The sequence below is a fragment of the Chryseobacterium sp. JJR-5R genome (genome assembly GCF_034047335.1).
Lineage (GTDB): Bacteria > Bacteroidota > Bacteroidia > Flavobacteriales > Weeksellaceae > Chryseobacterium.
In genome coordinates, this window is sequence record NZ_CP139137.1 from 2,202,661 (window position 1) to 2,224,530 (window position 21,870).

General features: G+C 39.5%; 17 protein-coding genes. 7 read left to right on the forward strand and 10 right to left on the reverse strand.

The genetic code is table 11. The features are described from left to right. Positions 1-260: 260 nt before the first annotated feature. The 3 genes from SD427_RS09800 to SD427_RS09810 form a co-directional block, all read right to left on the reverse strand. Positions 261-785, reverse strand: a complete 525-nt coding sequence (locus tag SD427_RS09800) for a DUF1697 domain-containing protein (protein WP_320557613.1) — start codon at positions 783-785, stop codon at positions 261-263. Positions 786-821: 36 nt separating this feature from the next. Beyond that, positions 822-2,309 carry a hypothetical protein gene (locus SD427_RS09805; protein ID WP_320557614.1) on the reverse strand — a complete coding sequence of 496 codons (1,488 nt, stop codon included), beginning with the start codon at positions 2,307-2,309 and terminating at the stop codon, positions 822-824. A 92-nt stretch (positions 2,310-2,401) separates the two neighbouring features. Then, positions 2,402-5,887: a DUF2723 domain-containing protein gene (locus SD427_RS09810; protein WP_320557615.1), complete on the reverse strand. Its 3,486-nt coding sequence runs from the start codon at positions 5,885-5,887 to the stop codon at positions 2,402-2,404. A gap of 224 nt (positions 5,888-6,111) precedes the next feature. Between SD427_RS09810 and SD427_RS09815 the strand changes: the two genes are divergently transcribed. The 5 genes from SD427_RS09815 to SD427_RS09835 all read left to right on the forward strand — a co-directional run bounded on the left by SD427_RS09815 (position 6,112) and on the right by SD427_RS09835 (position 12,309). Beyond that, positions 6,112-7,149, forward strand: coding sequence for a cysteine synthase family protein (locus SD427_RS09815; protein WP_320557616.1), 1,038 nt, complete (start codon positions 6,112-6,114; stop codon positions 7,147-7,149). Between the two features lie 83 nt (positions 7,150-7,232). After that, complete coding sequence (locus SD427_RS09820) at positions 7,233-8,492, forward strand: aminotransferase class I/II-fold pyridoxal phosphate-dependent enzyme (protein WP_414017724.1); 1,260 nt, start codon at positions 7,233-7,235, stop codon at positions 8,490-8,492. 221 nt (positions 8,493-8,713) lie between these two features. Beyond that, a complete protein-coding gene (locus tag SD427_RS09825) occupies positions 8,714-9,181 on the forward strand; it encodes a glucosaminidase domain-containing protein (RefSeq protein ID WP_320557618.1) in 468 nt (155 codons plus the stop codon). A 117-nt stretch (positions 9,182-9,298) separates the two neighbouring features. Beyond that, entirely contained in the window at positions 9,299-10,651 is a 1,353-nt protein-coding gene (locus tag SD427_RS09830) for a hypothetical protein (protein ID WP_320557619.1), read from the forward strand. Then, positions 10,648-12,309, forward strand: coding sequence for an MBOAT family O-acyltransferase (locus SD427_RS09835; RefSeq protein ID WP_320557620.1), 1,662 nt, complete (start codon positions 10,648-10,650; stop codon positions 12,307-12,309). Before SD427_RS09830 ends, SD427_RS09835 begins: the two co-directional genes overlap by 4 nt. 10 nt (positions 12,310-12,319) lie before the next feature. Here the strand turns inward: SD427_RS09835 and SD427_RS09840 are convergent, their stop codons facing one another. Next, complete coding sequence (locus tag SD427_RS09840; protein WP_320557621.1) at positions 12,320-13,636, reverse strand: GDSL-type esterase/lipase family protein; 1,317 nt, start codon at positions 13,634-13,636, stop codon at positions 12,320-12,322. 94 nt (positions 13,637-13,730) lie between these two features. On the opposite strand from SD427_RS09840, the gene SD427_RS09845 reads away from it, so the two are divergent. Beyond that, positions 13,731-15,926, forward strand: coding sequence for a B12-binding domain-containing radical SAM protein (locus tag SD427_RS09845; protein WP_320557622.1), 2,196 nt, complete (start codon positions 13,731-13,733; stop codon positions 15,924-15,926). Positions 15,927-16,220: 294 nt separating this feature from the next. On the opposite strand, the gene SD427_RS09850 is transcribed toward SD427_RS09845, so the two are convergent. The 3 genes from SD427_RS09850 to atpD form a co-directional block, all read right to left on the reverse strand. Continuing rightward, on the reverse strand, positions 16,221-17,042 hold the full coding sequence (locus SD427_RS09850) for a hypothetical protein (protein WP_320557623.1): 822 nt from the start codon (positions 17,040-17,042) through the stop codon (positions 16,221-16,223). 81 nt (positions 17,043-17,123) lie between these two features. Continuing rightward, positions 17,124-17,405, reverse strand: a complete 282-nt coding sequence (locus SD427_RS09855; protein WP_320557624.1) for a F0F1 ATP synthase subunit epsilon — start codon at positions 17,403-17,405, stop codon at positions 17,124-17,126. An 86-nt stretch (positions 17,406-17,491) separates the two neighbouring features. After that, positions 17,492-19,000 (reverse strand): F0F1 ATP synthase subunit beta, encoded by a 1,509-nt coding sequence (gene atpD / locus SD427_RS09860; protein ID WP_056216577.1) that lies wholly within the window; start codon positions 18,998-19,000, stop codon positions 17,492-17,494. A gap of 204 nt (positions 19,001-19,204) precedes the next feature. Between atpD and SD427_RS09865 the strand changes: the two genes are divergently transcribed. Then, a complete protein-coding gene (locus SD427_RS09865; RefSeq protein WP_320557625.1) occupies positions 19,205-20,125 on the forward strand; it encodes a bifunctional riboflavin kinase/FAD synthetase in 921 nt (306 codons plus the stop codon). Positions 20,126-20,128: 3 nt separating this feature from the next. On the opposite strand, the gene SD427_RS09870 is transcribed toward SD427_RS09865, so the two are convergent. From SD427_RS09870 to SD427_RS09880, 3 genes are all read right to left on the reverse strand, one after another. Beyond that, positions 20,129-20,971 carry a GLPGLI family protein gene (locus SD427_RS09870; protein ID WP_320557626.1) on the reverse strand — a complete coding sequence of 281 codons (843 nt, stop codon included), beginning with the start codon at positions 20,969-20,971 and terminating at the stop codon, positions 20,129-20,131. Between the two features lie 78 nt (positions 20,972-21,049). Further along, the gene (locus tag SD427_RS09875; RefSeq protein WP_320557627.1) at positions 21,050-21,265 is read right to left on the reverse strand and encodes a bacteriocin-like protein; all 216 of its coding nucleotides are present in this window, start codon (positions 21,263-21,265) and stop codon (positions 21,050-21,052) included. A gap of 218 nt (positions 21,266-21,483) precedes the next feature. Next, the gene (locus SD427_RS09880; RefSeq protein ID WP_320557628.1) at positions 21,484-21,837 is read right to left on the reverse strand and encodes an MmcQ/YjbR family DNA-binding protein; all 354 of its coding nucleotides are present in this window, start codon (positions 21,835-21,837) and stop codon (positions 21,484-21,486) included. Positions 21,838-21,870: the final 33 nt, after the last annotated feature.

A 21,870-nucleotide genomic window follows, 5' to 3' on the forward strand; every position in this document is an offset into this window, starting at 1 on the left:
AAGGTAATAGTTTTCTACTTTAAATACTTTTATTAAAAGTAAGTGAGCAAAAAAAATAAACAGAAAATACCCGGCAAACGTTATGATCCCTTCCAAAACAGAATTGCCTCCTTCTGCTAAACAATACAATATGGTGAGAAGAATTATGGAGACCAGACTGGCAGAAAGTCTTTTCATTAAGCTTGAATGTGCAGGAAAAACAAGATAAAAGAAATTGGCCAGAGCAAACATAATCAGAATAAAAATCAAGCCTGTCAACATTAAAACTTCTTTACAATCTTCTCAAAGGTATTGATATTCCGGCTGGTGAACTGGTCTTTCAGGTTTTTCCTGCCTAAAATTTTCCCGAATGCTGAATCTAGAGTATTGCCTTTCGGGACCTGCCAGCAGAATGTACCGTTTATAATTTTTGCTTCTTCATGCGCGGTTTTCAGTGCTGTCCTAAATTCTGACATCAGAATATCTTCAATTCCTTCATTTCCGATAAATACATATGAATGCAGCTTTTCATCTTTCTCAAAGGGATTTGACTTCCATACCGCTTCCGTTTCCGGTTGCGACCTTATAAACAAAAATGCTTCATAGGAAAAATGTTCAGACATAGCCTTTTCAAGGGTAATTTTCAGATCTGCTGCCTGCTTATCGGACGAAAAAACAATATTTCCCGAAGCAAGTACAGAAACAGGGTTCTCCATTCCCGCATTTCTGAAAACCTGACAGACTTCCGCCATTTTCATATTTGTCCCTTTTACATTGACGCCGCGAAGGAATGCACAGTATTTCATAGTTCAGGTTTTAGTTTAGAGGAATCCGGTTTTAGTTTAATCAATTCTTTCGTATAAATTATAATCGGTTCCGGAAGGTTTTAAAATATAGATTTTCTCTAAAATTTTACTGCCGCTTTTCAAATGGTCTTTTATGCGGAACTCTTTTAACAGTTTATAATGAAGCCTGAAATATTCTGCATCTTTTCTTAAGTACAGATCATCATAAGAAAGTAGATATTTCGGCTGTCGCTTCTTTACCGTATTGATCCAGAAATTTGGTTTGTCTTTCTTAATTTCCTGCTGAACTCCTTTATCAACCAGCCCTACTTCATCAATTGCCCTTAACCCGGAAAAATAAGGCACATAACCGGCAGGCTCAAGGAAAATCCACTGGTTTTTATCTTTTTCATAATCGTTCAGGAATAATCCGATCGTTCTCCTGTAGTTCCATTCCCCGTTTCCGGTGGCGATGGAATGGACCGTCTGGAAGGCCAGCATAGGAATCATGTAAATGACAATCATTGCCGTAAGCCAAAGGTTTCTCTTTACTTTTTGTTCAAGGACGAAAATCAGCACCGGCACAAACAGCAGGATCTGCGGAACCCAGTAATACCAGTCGAAAAGGCTCTTTTGTGAAAGAAAGACAAGCTGTTTCACCCATCCGAAAATAAAGATCATCCAGAGGAAATAATTTCTTTTTTCTTTCTGGCGGATTAAATAGATAAAGCACAATATTTCGAAAATCAGCAGCACAATGGTCAGCGGGTTAAAATCTCCCGGAAGCTTCAGCATTCCCCAGAAATTCCCGAAATTTGAGGTGAAATAATCTACATTCTGTTCCCATGTAAAAGCTTTATCATAAGCAAGCTTCTTCGCAATAATGGTATTGTTGACAATTTCACCGAAGTAAAACCAGTTGAACGCCACGGTAGCGGAAATCCCAAGGATTCCTCCCAGAATATAATTCCACCTGATCTTTCTGGTCCATAAAAGATCCGTTAAAAATACAATTCCCAGAAAAATAACGGTATCGATACGGGTAAATAAAATCAGTACCGGCAGGAGAATAAATGCCCATTTTTTGCCTTTGTGAAAGCCATAATACAGTAAAGCCATTTCCAGGAAGAAAAGGATGCCATATTCCATTCCGAGGATGGAAATTTTAATGGCAGGCGGCAATATTCCTATTAAAAATATAAAAAGAGCCTTATGCCAGGGATTTTTCAGCAGCAGGTGCGAAAGAAACAGGCTCCCGACTGTGAAAAGAACCGAATTAAAAATAAGAAGCGGCGCAATGAAGTATTCTTTGCCGAAAACAACATTAAAAAACCACGAAACAAAAACGTAGAGGTGGGTAGTGGATGCCGAAATTTTTACCGGGCCGTTAAAACCGATGACTCCGTAATCCAACAGGTTCTGGGCTACCCTCCAGGTGATAAATGCATCTTCCTGGATATAGTGGGTAAGTAAAAATAAAAGCTTAAAAACAACGGTAAACAATACGGCATACCACGGGATTATTTTACTTTTTGTGTCTGTCATTGTGCTTCTTTGATTCAGCAAATATAACCTTAAAATTTTTGAAGCACAATACATAAAAAAACGGAACCGAAGTTCCGTTTTAAGTTTTGTTATTATTGGGTTGCTTTGATAATGGAGTTGGTAATCTGACTTTCCTTTTCTTTCGAATAAGTAGAATCAAAAGGTTCCATAATATCAAACAGGTACTGGTAAAACGGCGTGATTTTCTGAACCTGCTCAGATTCGTTCATCGCCTTTTCCTTGCCCATTTCCTTAAGGTTTTCAACAAAGGTGTTGAATTTCTTATCGATTGGTTCTATGGATTTTACAAGGTAATCATATGCTTTGTCTTTCTTTCCGATTTTCGTATACGCATCGGTAACGGCAGAAACTACCAAGGAATATTCCATCGGCTTGGTCCTGATCTGCCTTTTCAGATAGCTCTGGTCTGCTTTGCTTAAGCTCATGTAATAATCATATTCTTCAAAAATTCCTTTTTTAAGCACTTCTGCAAGCTTCAGTCCTTTGGCTTCCTGTCCTGAAACAATGTAACCATAGGCCATTGAGCTTAATGAACGCGGGTCATTGTATTTCTGTGCCGGAATTTCTTTTGAAGCCAGATCCAGCATTTCAAGAGCTTTCCCTTTTTGCCCGATGGCAGATAAAGCTGCAGCAGCCCTGCTGGCCGATGCCCTGTAGCTCATGATGTTAGACGTTGCAGTCTCATCAAAATGGGTATTCAGATCCTTAAAGTTGCCCCATCGGTAGTTTTTCACGATGTTGTATAAAGAATTGGCATCTACCCTTCCCATTTCTCCGTCCGGCGTCTGCGGCGAATGGATCGGGATCAGCCTGTAGCTGAATCCGTCAAACTGAAGGTATTCGTCAAGATAGAAAATATTTTCGCTGTCATAAATTCCTCCCGAAGAGAAATTGATCGGCTTTTTCCAGTCGAAATTGGCCAGGATATCCAGCATGATCAGGTTATTCTTATATAAAGTATTGGATTTATAGGTGATCATGATCTGGTTCACCGTACTGGCAAGATCTGCCTGGTTGATGATCCCCGCCTGCAATGCATTTGCCTTGTTTACAGGTAAAATAAATTTATTCACAGGTAAAATATTGTATTTCTCATATTTCTCTTCACCGAAATACATTTTAAGAAGTTCGTTTTTCGCAGGAGAAGTATATTTAAGAAAGCTGATTGCTTCCTTCATGGTCATTGAATCCTGAGTAAGATATTTCCTGAACTCCGCAAACTCCGTTGCCGGAGCTCCCTGTTCTTTCAGCATCGAAAACAGCCCTTCCCAGTCATCCTTTTTCATCATATAGATCTGGTCGTTTACGCCGTCCCTGTAATCTTCGTGGGTAAGCACACCCGGAACCGGAGCCGCATTGTATGTCCTTCTCTTGATCTGATCAATGTTCCATGGGGTTGAGGCCAGTGTAAAGTTAACTACTTTTACATCATCTCTCAACTGTTCGGTTTCCTGGATTGCCCATACCGGATAGGTATCATTATCACCGTATACAAACAGGATATCGTTTTTAGGCAGCGATTTCAATACGGAGTAACCGTAATCATAAGAAGTATAGCGGTCATGCCTGTCATGTACATTATAGTTCTGGAATCCCATCATAAAAGGAACGCCCAGTAAAACCACACCGGCCATTATATTGGCAGCACTTGATTTTACTTTAGACTGTAACAGCCAGAGAACAGCGCCTGCTCCCAATCCGATCCAGATGGCAAAAACGTAGAACGACCCTACCATGGCATAGTCTCTTTCCCTCGGTTCAAAAGGTTTTACACCCGTGTAGAAAACAATTCCCACGCTCATCAGTATAAAAATGGAAAGCATGGCATAAAATCTTCCGAAATCCCTGTTCAGCTGGAAAAAGAATCCGATTAAGCCTAACAACAGAGGCAGAAAGAAGAATTTTACCGTACTTTCATTCTTGAATTTAGCAGGCATCTTATCCTGGTTGCCTACAATCGTATTATCAATAAAAGGGATTCCGGAAATCCAGTTTCCTCTCGTGCTTTCCATATTCCCTTCAAGGTCATTCTGACGGCCTACATAATTCCACATCAGGTATCTTAAAAAGTAATACCCGTTCTGGAACGTAATGAAATAATCCATGTTCTGTGCCAGCGAAGGCTTCTGGATCGTAATCAGGTTATACGGTTTCACCTTTAAATAATCGGAAGCCGTAATGGTTTTGTTTTCATATTTCTGCCTTAGCTCGTCAAAAATCTGCTTGGCTTCAGGGCTGTTGGCAACATCTTCATTGGCATAGTTGAATGAAAAATCCGGTGCGCCGTACATTGAAATGTAGTTGGCCATAACGTCTTTATCTTCATTAAACATCCTTGGCATAAAACCTACATGCGCTTTATTGAAAACGTATTTAAAACGGTCACCGGTTTTTCTGTACGTTCCCGTCTTTTCATCTTTTTCGTATGTTTCTCCGGTTTTTATGGTATTGAAACTTCCGTCTTCTTTTTTCTCAATCCCGTCTGAAGTAAGGAAAGCCGTATAGTTCTGTCCGTAAATGGTAGGCCAGTCGCCGTACTGCTCACGGTTGTAATAATCCAGCATGCCGATGGCATTGTCCGGGTCATTAAGGTTCATCGGCGGGTTGGCATTGGCCCTGATCGGGATTACCATCCAGCAGGAAAATCCGATCATCATAAAAACAACGGATAGAGCAATCGTCTGATACAGGTTTTTCCTAAGTTTCTGTGAGTAGTTAATCAGGAAGTAGCACAGTGCCACCATCAAGATAAACCCGGCAATCGTTCCCGAATGGAAAGGCAGGCCTAACCCATTCACAAAGAAAATCTCAAGCTTCCCGAACAGAGTCATGATCAAAGGGAAAATCCCTTTGAAGACGATAGCCAGGATAACCAGCGTGATCACATTGGCCAGGATAAAGTTCTTCCAGGTAAATTCGTATTTTCTGGCGTAATATATAAAGCATACGGCAGGAATTGCCAGCATACACATCATATGTACGCCTACAGAGAGCCCTAAGACAAAGAAGATCAAAATAATCCATCGCTCATTGTCAGCAGCCTGGTATTCATTTTCCCATTTGGTAATTAACCATACCAGCAATGCAATGAACATTGAAGCCATTGAATAGACTTCCCCTTCCACGGCAGAAAACCAAAAGGTATCTGAAAAAGTGAAACATAATGCCCCTACCACCCCTGCAAAAAGAATAGAAGTTTCCTGATGCTTTGTAACATCTTCAAAATCCTTGTGAAGAAGCCTTCTTACGAGGTGCGTAATCGTCCAGAACAGGAACAGGATGGTGAAGGCACTAAACAGTGCAGACATCCCGTTGATGACAATAGAATAATTTTCGCCTTTTCCTAAAGCAAAAATGGCTGCCACAGCACCCACGATCTGGAATAATGCTGCACCGGGGGCATGCGTTACTTCAAGTTTCACTGCTGAGGAAATATACTCGCCACAATCCCAAAAACTGAAATTGGGTTCTATGGTGGACAAGTATGTGATAAATGCAATGGCGAAAATCACCCATCCGAGAACGGTGTTCCACTGCCTGAAAGTCCAATTTTTCATAGTTTTAAATCAATTACGCGAAAATAGGGCTTTTATATGATTTTACGTATGTTTTAACAAAATTTAAAGGTTTTGGCTCGTTTTTTGAGAAGTTTGATTTTTGGAAAGAAAGCTTGAAAAATAAATTTATTCTTTTAAAACATCAGAAATCAAACAAAAGTTTAGAAATAAATTTATTTTTTTGTATTTTTGCCGACAGATTTTTATTGGAAAAATAACAAATAATGAGTAATGTTTACGATAATATACTTGGCCTAATAGGAAATACTCCTATGGTGAAGCTTAACACTGTGACGAAAGATATTCCTGCAACCGTTTACGCCAAGTTAGAATCATATAATCCTGGACATTCCACTAAAGACAGAATCGCATTTCATATTATAGAAAACGCTGAAAGAAAAGGTTTATTAAAAGAAGATTCCGTAGTGGTAGAGACTACATCGGGAAACACAGGATTTTCAATTGCAATGGTCTGCATTATTAAAGGATACAAATGTATCCTTGCCGTAAGCGACAAAACAAAGCCTGAAAAAATTGCCTATCTTAAAGCCTTGGGAGCTATCGTATATATCTGCCCGGCAAATGTTCCTGCCAATGATCCAAGATCATATTATGAAGTAGCCAAAAGAATTGCTTTGGAAACCCCGAATTCTATTTATATCAATCAGTATTTCAATGAACTGAATATTGACGCACATTACCAGTCAACAGGCCCGGAAATCTGGGAACAGACACAGGGTAAGATCACTCATCTTTTTGCATGTACGGGGACCGGAGGAACGTTATCCGGATCTGCCAAGTTCTTAAAGGAGAAAAATCCCGATATTAAAATCATCGGTGTTGATGCAGACGGATCTATCTTAAAAAGCTATCACGAAACGGGAGAAATCCATAAAGAAGACGTTCACCCTTACCAGATTGAAGGAATGGGGAAAAACCTGATCCCTTCTGCCCTGCTCTTTGATAAAGTAGATGAATTTGTAAGGGTAAATGATGAAATGTCAGCATACAGAACCCGTGAAATTGCCTTGAAAGAAGCCATTATGGGCGGATACACAACTGGCGCTGTAACCCAGGGGCTTATCCAGTACGCACAGTCTCATGAGCTTACCGCAAATGACCTGGTAGTATTAATCTATCCTGACCACGGATCCAGGTACATTACCAAAGTATACAGCGATAAATGGATGGCCGAACAGGGATTCATCAATAACTGTGTTCACAATTACGATGAAGTCTTCAAGACTGAGTTCATCAAATAGATAAGGAATAAAGAATTTATACAAATGAAGCCTTTTTTGTAATTACAAAAGGCTTTTTTACTTAAAAAAACAGTAATACAATGTTGGATATTTTTGACAGAATAAAACAAAACCCGGGACCTCTTGGACAATTTGCAGATTATGCTGAAGGATATTTTGTTTTCCCTAAACTGGAAGGGCCGATCGGTCCGAGAATGAAGTTCCAGGGAAAAGACGTGATTTTCTGGAGCGCAAATGATTATTTAGGACTTTGCAACCATCCGGAAGTACTGGAAGCCGATGCCAAAGCTGCCGCAGAATTCGGGATGTTTTACCCGATGGGGGCAAGAGCAATGTCAGGTGAAACCCAGCAGCACCAGCAGCTGGAGAAAGAACTGGCGGAATTTACCCAGAAAGAAGCTGCCTATCTGCTTAACTTCGGATACCAGGGAATGGTGTCTGCTATTGATGCTTTGGTGACAAGACATGATGTGATTGTTTATGATGCGGACTCCCATGCCTGTATTGTAGACGGTGTACGTCTTCACATGGGGAAAAGTTTTACATTCAAACATAACGATATTGCAAGCTTAGAGAAAAACCTGGCACGTGCTACCAAAGTAGCTGAAGAAAACGGAGGCGGGATCCTTGTTGTTACAGAAGGTGTTTTCGGGATGCGCGGCATGCAGGGGAAACTGAAGGAAATCTGTGAACTGAAGTCAAAATTCAATTTCAGGCTTCTGGTGGATGATGCACATGGTTTCGGAACTCTGGGAAAAACAGGAGCCGGAGCTGGTGAAGAGCAAGGCTGCCAGGATCAGATTGATATTTATTTTTCTACTTTTGCCAAATCAATGGCCGGTTTCGGGGCATTCCTGGCGGGAGATCAGACGATCATCAGGTTCTTAAAATATAACCTTCGTTCCCAGATTTTTGCCAAGTCCTTAACCATGCCAATGGTAATTGGGGGATTAAAAAGGCTTGAGCTTTTAAGGACGCGCCCGGAAATCAAAGATAAATTGTGGGAAAATGTATACAAGCTTCAGAACGGCCTGAAAGAAAGAGGCTTTAACCTTGGTAATACCAACACCTGTGTTACGCCTGTTTTTATTGAAGGAACCACAATTGAAGCTACCCTTTTAGCAAAAGATTTAAGAGAAAACTACGGAGTCTTTACATCCGTTGTAGTCTATCCGGTAATTCCGAAAGGAATGATCCTGTTAAGATTGATTCCTACTGCTTCACATACCGATTCAGAAATTAATGAAACGTTAAAAGCCTTTGAAGGCATCCGTGAAAAGCTGATTTCCGGACGGTATAGGGAAATGGAGAAAGAAATGAACATCGAATACAAGCAAATGTAACCGATTATCAGAATAATAGTAAAAACAGCTGTACGAGGGTCGTACAGCTGTTTTTTTGTGATAAAAATTTAAAATAAAACCAATATGACAATTCCAAATTTTTAACATATTTTAACTAATATATGCAGTAATACTTTCAAATAGCGTTATATTGTGTTAAAAATTAGGCTCTTAAGTCAGGTAAGGGTAAATTTGCCCTCATGATTTCAGAACATACAATTATGAAACACAATGTTAAGTACTTAAGAATTGTAATTTTGAGTTTGGTGTTTAGTTTAATTTCTATTGTCGGTAATGCACAAACGCATACCTACTTAGAAAGAAATAAAGCAATTGCATCTGAGCTTTCCTTGAAATACGGTATTCCGGTTTCAATTATTCTTTCCATAGCATTTGTTGAGTCCGGCGGAGGAACAAGTAAAAACTCCACTACGTACAATAACCACTTTGGCATTGTGGGCAGCAATAATCCTCAATCAAGATACAGAAGTTTTTCTTCAGTGAGAGAATGCTACGAGGCATTTTGTAAGTTAGTCGTTAAGAAAGACTATTATTCAGCTTTAAAAGGAAGCGGTGATTTTTCCAAATGGGTAAAAGCCATTGCATCTGCAGGCTACTCTACCCGCCCGAAGGAGTGGATGAAGAGAATCAATCTGATCATCACAAAATACAGCCTTTCGGGCCTTTAAAATAAACAGAATCCATAATTTATAAGCTCTTTAAAAAGGAGCTTATTTTTTTTCACATTTATATTGTAAAGACTGATTTATCTGATTAAATTAGCCGGACAAATTTCCTTACGTTTTATGAATCCAAACAGAAATTGGAGGGTAATGGTTTTACTCTCCCTGTGCTTTGTTATTTACATGTTTTCATCGGTACTCATGTATGTTTTTAATATTAAATGGAAACCTTTGCAGAATGTAAATCTGCTATCAGAAATCATACATCCTGAAAAATTAAATGACGGTATTCGGGCAGGAGACAGTTTAGCAGACCCATCTGAACGAGGCAACCGTGCGAAGGATTTTGAACTTTACAAGAAGCCGGACCTTATTACCGACTTTACAAAAGGAGACAGCATTACCTCGTTGATGCATTTTGCAGAAAAACTGGCCGAACTGAAAAAAACAAAAAAAGGGAAGATCAGAATTGCCTATTTTGGGGACAGCATGATTGAAGGGGACCTTCTTACCCGCAAACTGCGGAAGCTGCTGCAGGGTGAATTCGGGGGAGCCGGCGTTGGCTACCTGCCTGTTCAGAGTAAAGTGGCTCCGATACGTGAGTCTGCAGAAATAAAAGCCGGAGGATGGAAAACCGTTAACTTTATGGAAAAAGGAGCCAAGAACATGTATATTTCCGGATTCAGCTTCAGCGGAACGGGAAACAGCCATTTCACAGATAAAACCCTGACCATTGGTACGAAAACCGGTAAATTTTTAATTTTCGGACCGTCACAGGGAAATGCCTCTATAAACTATAACGGAGCCAGCATTCTGCTTAACGGCACACAGCCCGTAAACCGGCAGCTGCTTGCCAATGACACGGTAAGGTCATACTCCCTGAAAAGCAATACGTCTTCATTGCCTTATTACGGGGTTAGCTTTGAATCTGACAACGGGATTATCGTAGACAATTTTTCTTTCCGCGGAATTACAGGCGTTGAATTCAAAAAAATTGATGAACATTTTCTGAAGGCTGTCCAGGCACAGAACCATTATGACCTTATTGTCATGCAGTACGGGGTGAACCTGCTTTTCAGACCGGATGATACGGATTATTCTTATTATGTAAAGATCATGACGCCTACCCTTGTGAAATTTAAAAGCGCATTTCCTGAAACAGATATCCTTATGGTGAGCACTGCAGACCGGGCGTTCAGGTACAACGGCGAATTCCAGAGTGCAAAAGGCGTCCGCAATCTTGTGGAAACCCAGGCAAAAATGGCCTATGACAATAATCTCTCTTTCTTTAACCTTTTTGAAACCATGGGCGGCGAAAACTCTATTGTGGCATGGGCCCAAAGAGAGCCTCCCCTTGCCAATAAAGATTATGTACACCCCAACGGGAAAGGAACCGATATCCTGGCAGAAAAACTGTACCATGCCATGATGAAAGACTACAAAAATTATACTGCTAAAAAAAGATCTGCACAATGAACCACGTAGAGGCACTATTTTCAACTTTTGACTGGAAAGCATTTTTGCATCAGTTTGTCTATGACAGTAAGAATCCCCTGCTGTTCAACAACGGATTTTTTGTATACTTTTTTACGCTGTTTATCATTCTTTTCTATGTGTTAAGAAATAACTTCACGGCAAGAAGGTATGTTTTTACGTTTTTCTCGCTGTATTTTTTCTATAAAGCAAGCGGATGGTTTGTAGGGCTCGTCATTGTCTCTGCGATTGTTAATTACATCATTTCCAATGGCATATACAAAAGTCCGCAGAAAGCCCGGAAAACAGCACTCCTGGTTCTGAGTATTATTTTTAATCTCGGTCTTTTGTTCTATTATAAGTATACCAACTTTTTTATTACGCTTTATAATGAATTTTCAAGTGCAGAAATCCATCCGCTGAATATCCTACTGCCTATCGGTATTTCATTTTTCACCTTTGAAAATTTAAGCTATACCATTGATGTATACCGGGGGGATTTCAAGCCGGCAAAAAAGTTTACGGATTATCTATTGTTCCTGTCTTTTTTTCCGAAGCTGATGATGGGGCCGATTGTGCGTGCACATGATTTTGTGCCGCAGATCAACCAGCCTTATTTCTTATCGGAAAAGGATTTTGCCATGGGCTTCTATCTCATTATTTCAGGACTGATTAAAAAGCTGATTATTTCCGATTACATTACGCTGAACCTGGTTAATTATATATTCGACAATCCTTCCCTTCACGTGGGTCTGGAAAATCTCTTTGCCGTATATGGCTATGCCATGGTGATCTACTGTGATTTCAGCGGCTACAGTGATATTGCCATAGGGATTGCGCTTTGGCTCGGGGTAAAAATCCCTGCGAATTTCATGTCGCCTTACCAGAGCAAAAACATTACGGAGTTCTGGAGGCGGTGGCATATTTCCCTTTCTTCATGGCTTAAAGATTACCTGTATATTCCGTTAGGAGGAAACCGGAAATTCTCGCTGGCATCCGTTATTTTTGTGTTGGCATTCCTGTGTGGAACGTACTTTACTTCCGTTGGATTATTCAAACTTGCGCCTTTATATGCAGGGCTGATTACCTTGCTGATGCTGGTTATTTTTGTACTTCCGGCGATTATTACCAGAAACTCAAAAGGGATTGCCGCTAACTTCAATCTCCTTACTACCATGCTTTTAGGCGGATTCTGGCATGGGGCAAGCTGGAATTTTATTATCTGGGGAGCCATTCACGGCATCGGTCTGGGCGTCCACAAGATCTGGATGCTTACCACAGGAAAAGCATTTTCAGGATTTAATAACAATATAGTGTACAGGATACTCATGGGCCTGGTTACCTTCCACTTTGTATGCTTCGGATGGATTTTCTTCAGGGCCGAAAACTTTGACACCGCGATTTCCATGCTGAAACAGATATTCTATAATTTTGATGCCAGTGCTTTTGCCCCGTTTTATGATAACTACAAAGAAGTCTTGGGTATGATTGTCCTGGCCATGGCAATCCATCTGATTCCTGAAAATGCAGCCGAAAAGTTTATTTCAAAGAGAGGGAGCATCCCTTTACTTGTATACATTGTTATCTTTTTTGCGTTTCTGCTGGTATACGGTTATTTCAAGTCTGCAGAACAGGTGCTCCCTATTTACCTTCAGTTTTAGAAGATTCTGCTTACTGCGTAATTTCAGAAAATGCCTTCCAGATAAGTTCGGCCTGGTTTTCATAACCGGGCTTAACGAAATGTACCCCGTCTGCAGCAGCTTCTTTTTTTAGCTGTGCTTTTTTAAATGATCCTTTCCCGCCGCTGGCCTGATAAAGATCAAAGAATGCAGCATGGTTCTGTACGGCACTTTCCCTGAGCCAGCTTACGATTTCCGGGACACGAGACTGTTTCGGTATATTGTCCGGCGGGGAAACCAGCAATACCGGAAGCGACGCATTTTCTTTACGGAATTTTGTGATGAGTTCCGTAACGGCATATTGAAATTCGTCCTTGCTTATCGGGGCAAACGCTTCATTGGTTCCCAGGGCAATGATCAGGATATCAGGATTCAGGGTAACCAGCTGCTGTACCTGAAGCGGATATTTCAGAAAATCTGCATACGTGGCACCGTTAACCCCTACCGTATTAAAGACAACCCCTTTGTCTGTATTTTTTAAAAACTGGAATCCGTAAAATATATTTCCGGCAGGACTGTCGGAACGCATTAAAAATACCTGTTGCGGCTCCTTTATGTTAATTTCTGTTTTAAATCCTGTCAGTTTCTGGCGGGCAACCGGCTCAATCTGATTTTCAAAATCGGCATTATAGACCAGATAATTCCTTTCTACTTTATAACTTCTTCCTTCTGCAGGATGTAAGATCCCGGTTCCGTTTATCTGTCTCAGCCTCGTGGTGGTGGTATTATACTTCGAAACAATTTCATGGAATGTTTCCCCGGCAATAGCCGTATGGCTCAGGGTTTCTTTCTTTTTCTCAATGAAATTTTTGAGAGGCTGGGCTTCCCTGTACAGTGTTACTTCATTACCGTCCATCTGCACATCATGGTAAATAACAACCCTATCAAAAGCATCCTGCGGATTTTTAAAACTGAGCTCCAGAAAAGAATTTTCTTTATTCCCGATCACAAAGCCGCCGGCCCCGATCTGCGGAAACAGCTTCTGCTCATGCACCAGCCTGAAGGTTTCCCAAGTACAGTTACTGGCTGAAGTGAAATCGTCTGACCCGTTGGTATTGGCCACCGTATAAGGAAAAACCATCCCGCGCCCCGCATTTCCGTACTGGTCCTGGAACTTTTTCCTCAGGTAAGCAGTAAGCCAGTCTGCCTGGATATGGGAATCTCCCATCAACAAAATCTGGGAAACTTTATTCTGCTTCAGTTTTTCCGTAAAAGGTTTTAAGGTTTCTGCATGTTCAATCTGCTGTGCCTGCATTCCTGCTGAAAACAGTAACAACAGGATGCCTAAATTTCTGCCCGTAATTTTCATACCGTGAATTTATAAATTTTTCTGATAGAGCCATCCCATAATCTAAAATAAGTCAGTCTTAATTTTAAATATTAACTTTGCAAAAAATTTCCTTTTGAAAGACCTGCTTCTTATTACGCCTCCTTTTACCCAGCTTAATACGCCTTATCCTGCTACAGCTTATATCAAGGGTTTCCTTAATACCAAAAATATTTCGAGCTTCCAGATGGATCTGGGCATAGAAGTGATTCTTAAATTATTTTCAAAAGACGGCCTGGAAAACATTTTCAGTTCAGAAATTAATATTCAGGGCAGTTCAGAAAATGCCCAGAGGATTTTTACGCTGAGAGACGAATATATAAAGACAATTGACCAGGTGATTGCTTTCCTTCAGGGCAAGACCCATACACTGGCAAGACAGATCTGTTCCATGAACTTTCTGCCTGAAGCTTCCCGGTTCAATCAGCTGGATGACATGGAATTTGCATTCGGGAACATGGGGCTTCAGGATAAAGCCAAACACCTGGCTACCTTATATTTAGAAGATCTTTCTGATTATATTGTTGAGCATATAGATGCAGATTTCGGGTTCAGCAGATATGCAGAACGGCTAGGGAAAAGTGCCAATTCCTTTGATGAACTGTATGCCAAAATATCCGGAAACACAACCTTTATTGATGATGTTACACTCAAAATCCTGCATGAAAAACTGGAAGCTGTCCAACCTAGACTGGTCTGTTTTTCGGTCCCGTTTCCCGGGAATTTATACTCCGCTTTCCGGTGTGCAAAGTTAATTAAAGAATATTTCCCCCACATTGAAACAGCAATGGGCGGCGGTTTTCCGAATACGGAACTGAGAGAAATAAAAGATCAGCGGGTATTTGAGTTTTTCGATTTTATTACTTTAGACGACGGCGAGCTTCCTCTGGAACTTCTTTATGAGCATGTTTTTCATTCCGGAGAAAACGGTAAATCTGAGTTTAAAAGGACATTTTTAATTGAAAACCAGGAAGTCGTTTATAAAAACAATTCGAAAAGGCCTGATTATAAACAGGCAGATATCGGGACTCCGGATTACACAGATTTACAGCTGGACCGGTATATTTCCGTTATTGAAATTGCCAACCCGATGCACAGCTTATGGAGCGACGGCCGGTGGAACAAGCTGACCATGGCGCACGGATGTTACTGGGGGAAATGTACGTTCTGTGATATTTCCTTGGATTACATAAAAATCTATGAACCGATTTCCGCTAAAATACTGGTAGACAGAATGGAAGAGCTGATCAAAGCAACCGGTGAAAACGGATTCCATTTTGTGGATGAAGCCGCTCCGCCGGCGCTGATGAGGGAAGTGGCACTGGAAATTCTGAGAAGAAACCTTATCGTTACCTGGTGGACGAATATCCGTTTTGAAAAAAGTTTTACCAGAGATTTATGCTTTCTGCTGAAACTTTCCGGTTGTGTAGCAGTTTCGGGTGGGCTTGAAGTAGCCAGTGACCGCCTGCTGAATCTTATTGATAAAGGAATTTCTGTGGAACAGGTAGCAAAAGTAACCCGGAATTTTACAGAAGCCGGGATTATGATCCATGCCTATCTGATGTACGGATACCCTACCCAGACCATTCAGGAAACGGTTGATTCCCTGGAAATGGTCCGCCAGATGTTTGAAATGGGAATTTTACAGAGCGGCTTCTGGCATCAGTTTGCCATGACTGCGCACTCGCCTGTCGGCCTGAATCCGGAAGAATTTGGAGTCACTCCTTTAAAACAGGAAATTCTATTTGCAAATAATGATATTGATTTTACCGATAAAACCGGGATTGACCACGGCAAATTCAGTTTCGGATTAAAAAAATCACTGTTCAATTACATGTACGGTATTAACTTTGAAATCCCGCTTCAGGAGTGGTTTGACTTTAAAATTCCGAGAACCAGTATCGATCCTGACTATATTCATGACTGTCTTCTGGAAGATGAGGATTTTAAGTTTAAAAGCAATGCAAAAATCATTTTTATTACTAAAAACGTAATCGCTGAGAATCGCTTAAAAACAAAAAAGAAATACATTTACCCGTACACGAAGATTACAGCCCATTTAAAAACCAATACGGTAAGCATAGAATTGGAACAGGAACAGGCAGAATGGCTGATAAAAATGTTTAAGGAACATTCTACTGAAAATCAGAAAAAGGTTACGCTTCAACAACTTAAGCTTAATTTTGAAGAAAATTTTGAAAATTTTGAATTATTCTGGTTTTCAAAACCGATGCAGCAACTGAAAGATAACGGTATAATCCTGAGCCTGTAATTTTTTAAAAATTTAAGTCAGAATTCAGAAACTCATGATCTGTAGTTCATCATCATGATTAAATTAACGCAAATCTCCAAGATTTTAGTAACGGCTTTCAGAATCAGAAAAGAAAGTTTAGCAGAATTTAAGGTCAATGCGTTTTATTCAGCAGAGAGAACATTTTTCTGATAACGACAGGCTTTGAAAACCATCTAATCAGATTCATTAATTAAAATTCAGACTTCACAACAATATTAAAATTTTTGCTGAATGAAAAACTTAATGAAATTTTAATAAGGATAAAATCAAGTTTTATTTTTCAACGCCGTCTTTGGTAACTTCACCGACAATTACTTTTTCCTGGATTTTAATAAAATTCGGATCCATCATCGCCATGCGTTCTGCCAGTGCTTTATAAGTGGGAAATTTTAGAAGTGCTGCACGCCCGGACATTTCCCTGTAAACGGTGAATGTTTTTCCGCCGGCGGATTTGAGTTGTTTGGTGGTGGTAATATATTTCCCAATGTATTTGCTCTTGGCATCATAAATTTCAATATCGACAAAAGTTTTATCGGTAACGGTATCATCTGACCCGAAGCTTACGGGTAAATTGGTGAAATATCCCACCGGCTTTCCGTTGCTGAGGATTTCGCCGACATTGTTAACGGTGATATTCAGTTTATCGATCTTACTTCTTGTTGTATAGGCATCTTTGGTTTTGCTGTCCAGTTTCCGCTTCGGATTATTTTTAAAAAGCTCATCCAGGTTTTTAATATTGATTCCTCTTTCATCAATTATCTTGAATCCCTTTATTGAAGTATATACCGCCGATTTCTCTTCACCCGAAAATGCGGACGGAGAAATATAATCCAGCTCAAGTGTTTTTTCCTGATTATAAATCCTGTTTAATTTAATGTAGCTGTCCCGTACGGAATCAACAATACTTTTATCTACAAATTCCACCGTATACACCGGATTTTCCTTAAGATCCATAAAAGTGTAGAGGCTGCCTTTGTTGGTAATTTTGGCCACATGTATTCCGTCCATAGTTACAATACCTCTTTTGGTCTTGATATTCTGGGCGTTTAAGATCATGCCCAAAACAGTAAATAAAATAATCAGACTCCTTTTCATAAACCGGTTGCTTCTTACATACATAAAAAAAAGTGTAACAAAGTTACACTTTCTTGAAAATATATTTAGCTCTTCCTTTAATTATTCACAAAGGATAATTCCTTTATTATGATTAAATTCTACAACACCGCTTGTGATAGGATAAGAAAAAACAGCGTCTTTCTCATTTTCTTTGGTAAAATATTTTGTATACGTTTCGTTGATAGACTTCGTATATAATTTTACGCTACCTCCGACTAAAGAAGAAACAATTCCTGCGTGGTTGGTCATGATGTGGAATTCACCATCTTTCCCCGGCAGCAATACAGAATCTACTTCTCCTTCAAAAACTACGTATTCTGGTGTTAAAATTTTTATATTCATTTCTTTAGATTTGAAGATTTCAGATTTCAGATTTCAGACAACATTAAAGTCTCATGTCTTGAACCTGATACCTTGTGTCTAATTTATTAAGCGTTATCAGCTAACATTTTTTGTCCTGCTTCAATGGCTTCTTCAATGGTTCCTTTTAAGTTGAAAGCAGCTTCCGGCAAATGATCCAATTCACCGTCCATGATCATGTTGAATCCTTTGATGGTATCTTTGATGTCTACCAATGATCCCGGGATCCCTGTAAACTGTTCTGCTACGTGGAAAGGCTGAGACAAGAACCTCTGAACTTTTCTGGCACGGTACACTACAGATTTGTCTTCTTCGGAAAGTTCTTCCATTCCTAAGATCGCGATGATATCCTGAAGCGCTTTGTATCTCTGAAGGATTTCTTTCACTCGCTGTGCACAGTCATAATGCTCTTCCCCGATAATTTCCGGCGCAAGGATTCTTGAAGTAGAAGCCAATGGGTCTACTGCCGGATAAATACCTAATGAAGCAATTTTTCTATCCAGTACCGTAGTTGCATCCAGGTGGGCAAACGTCGTTGCCGGAGCCGGGTCAGTTAAATCATCCGCAGGTACATAAACTGCCTGTACTGAAGTAATGGATCCGTTTTTGGTTGAAGTAATTCTTTCCTGCATCGCACCCATTTCAGATGCAAGTGTAGGCTGGTAACCTACTGCAGAAGGCATACGGCCAAGAAGTGCAGACACCTCAGAACCTGCCTGCGTAAATCGGAAGATGTTGTCTACGAAGAACAATACGTCTCTACCCTGTCCGCTTTCTCCACCATCTCTGTAGTATTCAGCTAAAGTAAGACCGGAAAGGGCTACTCTCGCTCTTGCTCCTGGCGGCTCGTTCATCTGTCCGAAAACGAATGCTGCTTTAGAATCTTTCATAGCTTCAAGGTCTACTTTAGAAAGATCCCATCCTCCATTTTCCATAGAATGCATGAAATCATCACCGTATTTGATAATTCCTGATTCAAGCATTTCTCTCAAAAGGTCATTTCCTTCTCTCGTTCTTTCACCTACCCCGGCGAAAACAGAAAGACCTCCGTGTCCTTTTGCAATATTGTTAATCAACTCCTGGATCAATACTGTTTTACCTACACCGGCACCACCGAACAACCCGATTTTACCTCCTTTTGCGTAAGGCTCAACCAAGTCGATTACTTTAATACCTGTAAATAAAACTTCTGCAGAAGTTGAAAGCTGATCAAATTTCGGAGCTGGCCTGTGAATAGGAAGGCCACCTTCCTTAGATATATTTTGAAGTCCGTCGATAGCATCCCCAACCACGTTGAAAAGTCTTCCGTTTACAGCTTCACCGATTGGCATTGTGATCGGATTTCCGTATCCGATTACGTCCTGCCCTCTCTGAAGACCGTCTGTAGCATCCATTGCAATACATCTTACCGTATCTTCACCAATATGTTGTTCTACTTCCAAGACTACTTTTTCACCGTTTCCTTTTGTAATTTCCAACGCGTCATAAATGCTCGGAATTGCTTCCACATTTGAAAAGACTACGTCGATTACAGGACCAATAATTTGAGAAATTTTTCCTTTAATTTGGTTTGCCATTGCTAAATTTTTTCTTGGTGCAAATATAACGATTCTTCATAAACCTACAATTGGTAAAAAAAAGATTTTTATCATACTTTTTACTAATTTTCCCAAGCTTTAATTTGAATGTAAAACAATACAATATTGCAGGGAAATATTGATAACCGGTTATATCAATACATTGTTACATTATTTCTATATTTGCAGTCAAATTTTTCCGTTTTGAAAGTTTTCAGAAATTTCACAGATTATACTTCCCACAGGCCTTTAGCACTATCTTTAGGAATGTTTGACGGGGTCCATCTCGGGCACAAAAGCATTATTGACACCCTGATCAACGTGGGCAAAAAAAATGATCTGGAAACGGCAGTACTTACTTTCTGGCCGCATCCGAGGTTTATTTTTAATCCGAATGAAGACCTGAAGCTGCTGAATACCGTGGAAGAAAAAAAATTCCTGATGGAAAAATACGGCATCGGCAATCTGTTCCTGAAAGAGTTTGATGAAGAATTCCGGAATCTGACAGGAGAAGAGTTTGTACGCCAGATTTTAATTGAAAAACTGCATGTGAAATACCTGATCATCGGATATGACCATTCATTCGGGAAAAACAAAAGCGGCAACTTCGAACTGCTGCAGAAACTGTCGGAAGAACTGGGTTTCGAAGTGGAACAGATGGAAGCCGTCAACATCCATGAAAACAATATCAGCTCTACCAAAATCAGGAATGCCCTCTCCGCCGGAGATATCAAAAAAGCCAATGAAATGCTGGGTTACTCCTACGCTGTTTCCGGAACGGTGGTTCACGGTAAGAAAATCGGAAGAACGATAGGTTATCCTACGGCTAATATTGATACGGATTCCATTAAACTTTTGCCGAAAAAAGGGGCATACATTGTGGAAGTTTGGATTAAAGGCAAGGAATATAAAGGAATGCTGAGCATCGGTACCAATCCTACTGTTAACGGAGAAAAATTAACCGTCGAAGTATATATTCTCAATTTTAATGAGGATATTTATGATGAAGAAATCACCGTGAAATTCAGGGATTTCCTTCATGATGAAATTAAATTTGAAGGACTGGAAAAATTAATCGAAAGGTTGGATGAAGATGAAAAGCTGACCGAGAATTTTATCTTTTAACATTTAATTACCTAGCTCCAGCGGATTTGCGTATTTCCGGTTTTCTTCTCTTTGTTTTTCTCTTTGTCTTATTATTTCCTGTCCTTTTATAATGGTGGTTCCATAGCTTGCATTAAAATTAGCATTCGCATTTTTTACCGCTTCTTTCAGTTTCAGTTGCGTCGTTTCTATAGCTCCGGTATATCTTGTTTTCTTGATATTGATTACTTTGCCCTTTAATTGAGAGTTGGATACGGATTTTACCAGTTCAAAATCATAATCTCCTTTATCATCTGTTATTTTGATAATCAATCCGGGTAATCCGCTGAATTTCATCGGACCATACGGAAAAGGGATTTTGGACGAGTACCATGCGATCCAGTTTCTGCCTTTAAAGTTAACTTCCGCTTTTTTACAAGTAATGGTATTGATTATTTTTGTTTCATCCACCAATTTCCAATTCTTTATTACCGGTTCTTTATAAGTGAGTAACGCCATTCCTGCATAGTCGAAATATTGTATATTTTCATTGGATTGTATGATGGTAAAGTTAAAATTCGTTTTTGGAATTTCTACTCCTTTTTTCCAGCCAAGCGTTATACTTCCGTCAGGATTATGGGTCGTAGTTCCTGAATTCGCCATTACCGAGTCTCCTTTTAGTGATACAGTACTTGCATAAAATGAACGATGATCGGCTATCTGTAATGAATAAAGCTCTTCATATCTATCATCAGTTCGTGTGTCGAATTTACCCTTTAACTGGTAGATGAACTCACCGCGTAAAGAATCCTGCTTATATGATTGGGCATATGATAGAATACTGTAAAATATGATGAATAGCTGAAATAGTTTTTTATTGTAATGCATAAGGTAAGTGATGCTTTCATTATAAAATTGCACTTATAGTGTAATAATTTTCACTATAAGTGCTTAAATTTAGATTAATTAGCCTAAATGTTGACTGTCGTCACCAGAATATGTCGGTGTCGGGCAATTAATTGCTTCCACCCTATCGCGCCATGCATCTGCTTCTGCAGGAGTCCAATCTTGAGTCGTTGTAGCCGTTATACCACATTTAGTTTCTGCAATCCAAACTTGTGGTAATTTTCCACCTATAACTTCGTTGAGGTCTTTTCGAGATAATTTTTTAAAATTTTTCATTGTGCTAAAATTTTTGATTACTAATAAATTTATATTCAAACTTACTGCGCAATAGTTTAACACTTCAAAGAAAAAAATAAAAAATGAAATTTACAACACCAATTATCACTTTTTATTGATAAATTTATTATGTTAATAATCTATACATTAGATACTTATAACCTTTTATAAACTGTAATCTATGAAATATATCCAATTATTTATATAATATTTTAATTTTAAATATTCTCAATTTCTTCTTTTGCTTTTTTAGTCAGAGATTTAAATACCAGATCATAAGAATGATCGATTATTTTTAGAAGCAGTTCTCTTTTCAGACCATCTAAAGAAACGGAATTCCAATGGGTTTTATTCATATGATAAGCTCCTGTAATCTGCGGATATTGTTCTCTGAGCTCCGAGCTCCATTCCGGATTGGTTTTTACTGCAATTGTCAATGGCTGCTTTTCCAGTGACATGAGCAAAAACATTTTTGTCCCCACTTTCAGGACAAGGGTTTCATTGTCAAACGGAAAACTTTCCGTTACTCCTTTTTTAGCAAGGCAGTAGTCTAGAACTTCGTTGGCATCCATAGATTGATGATAAGTGATTAATGATGACTGATA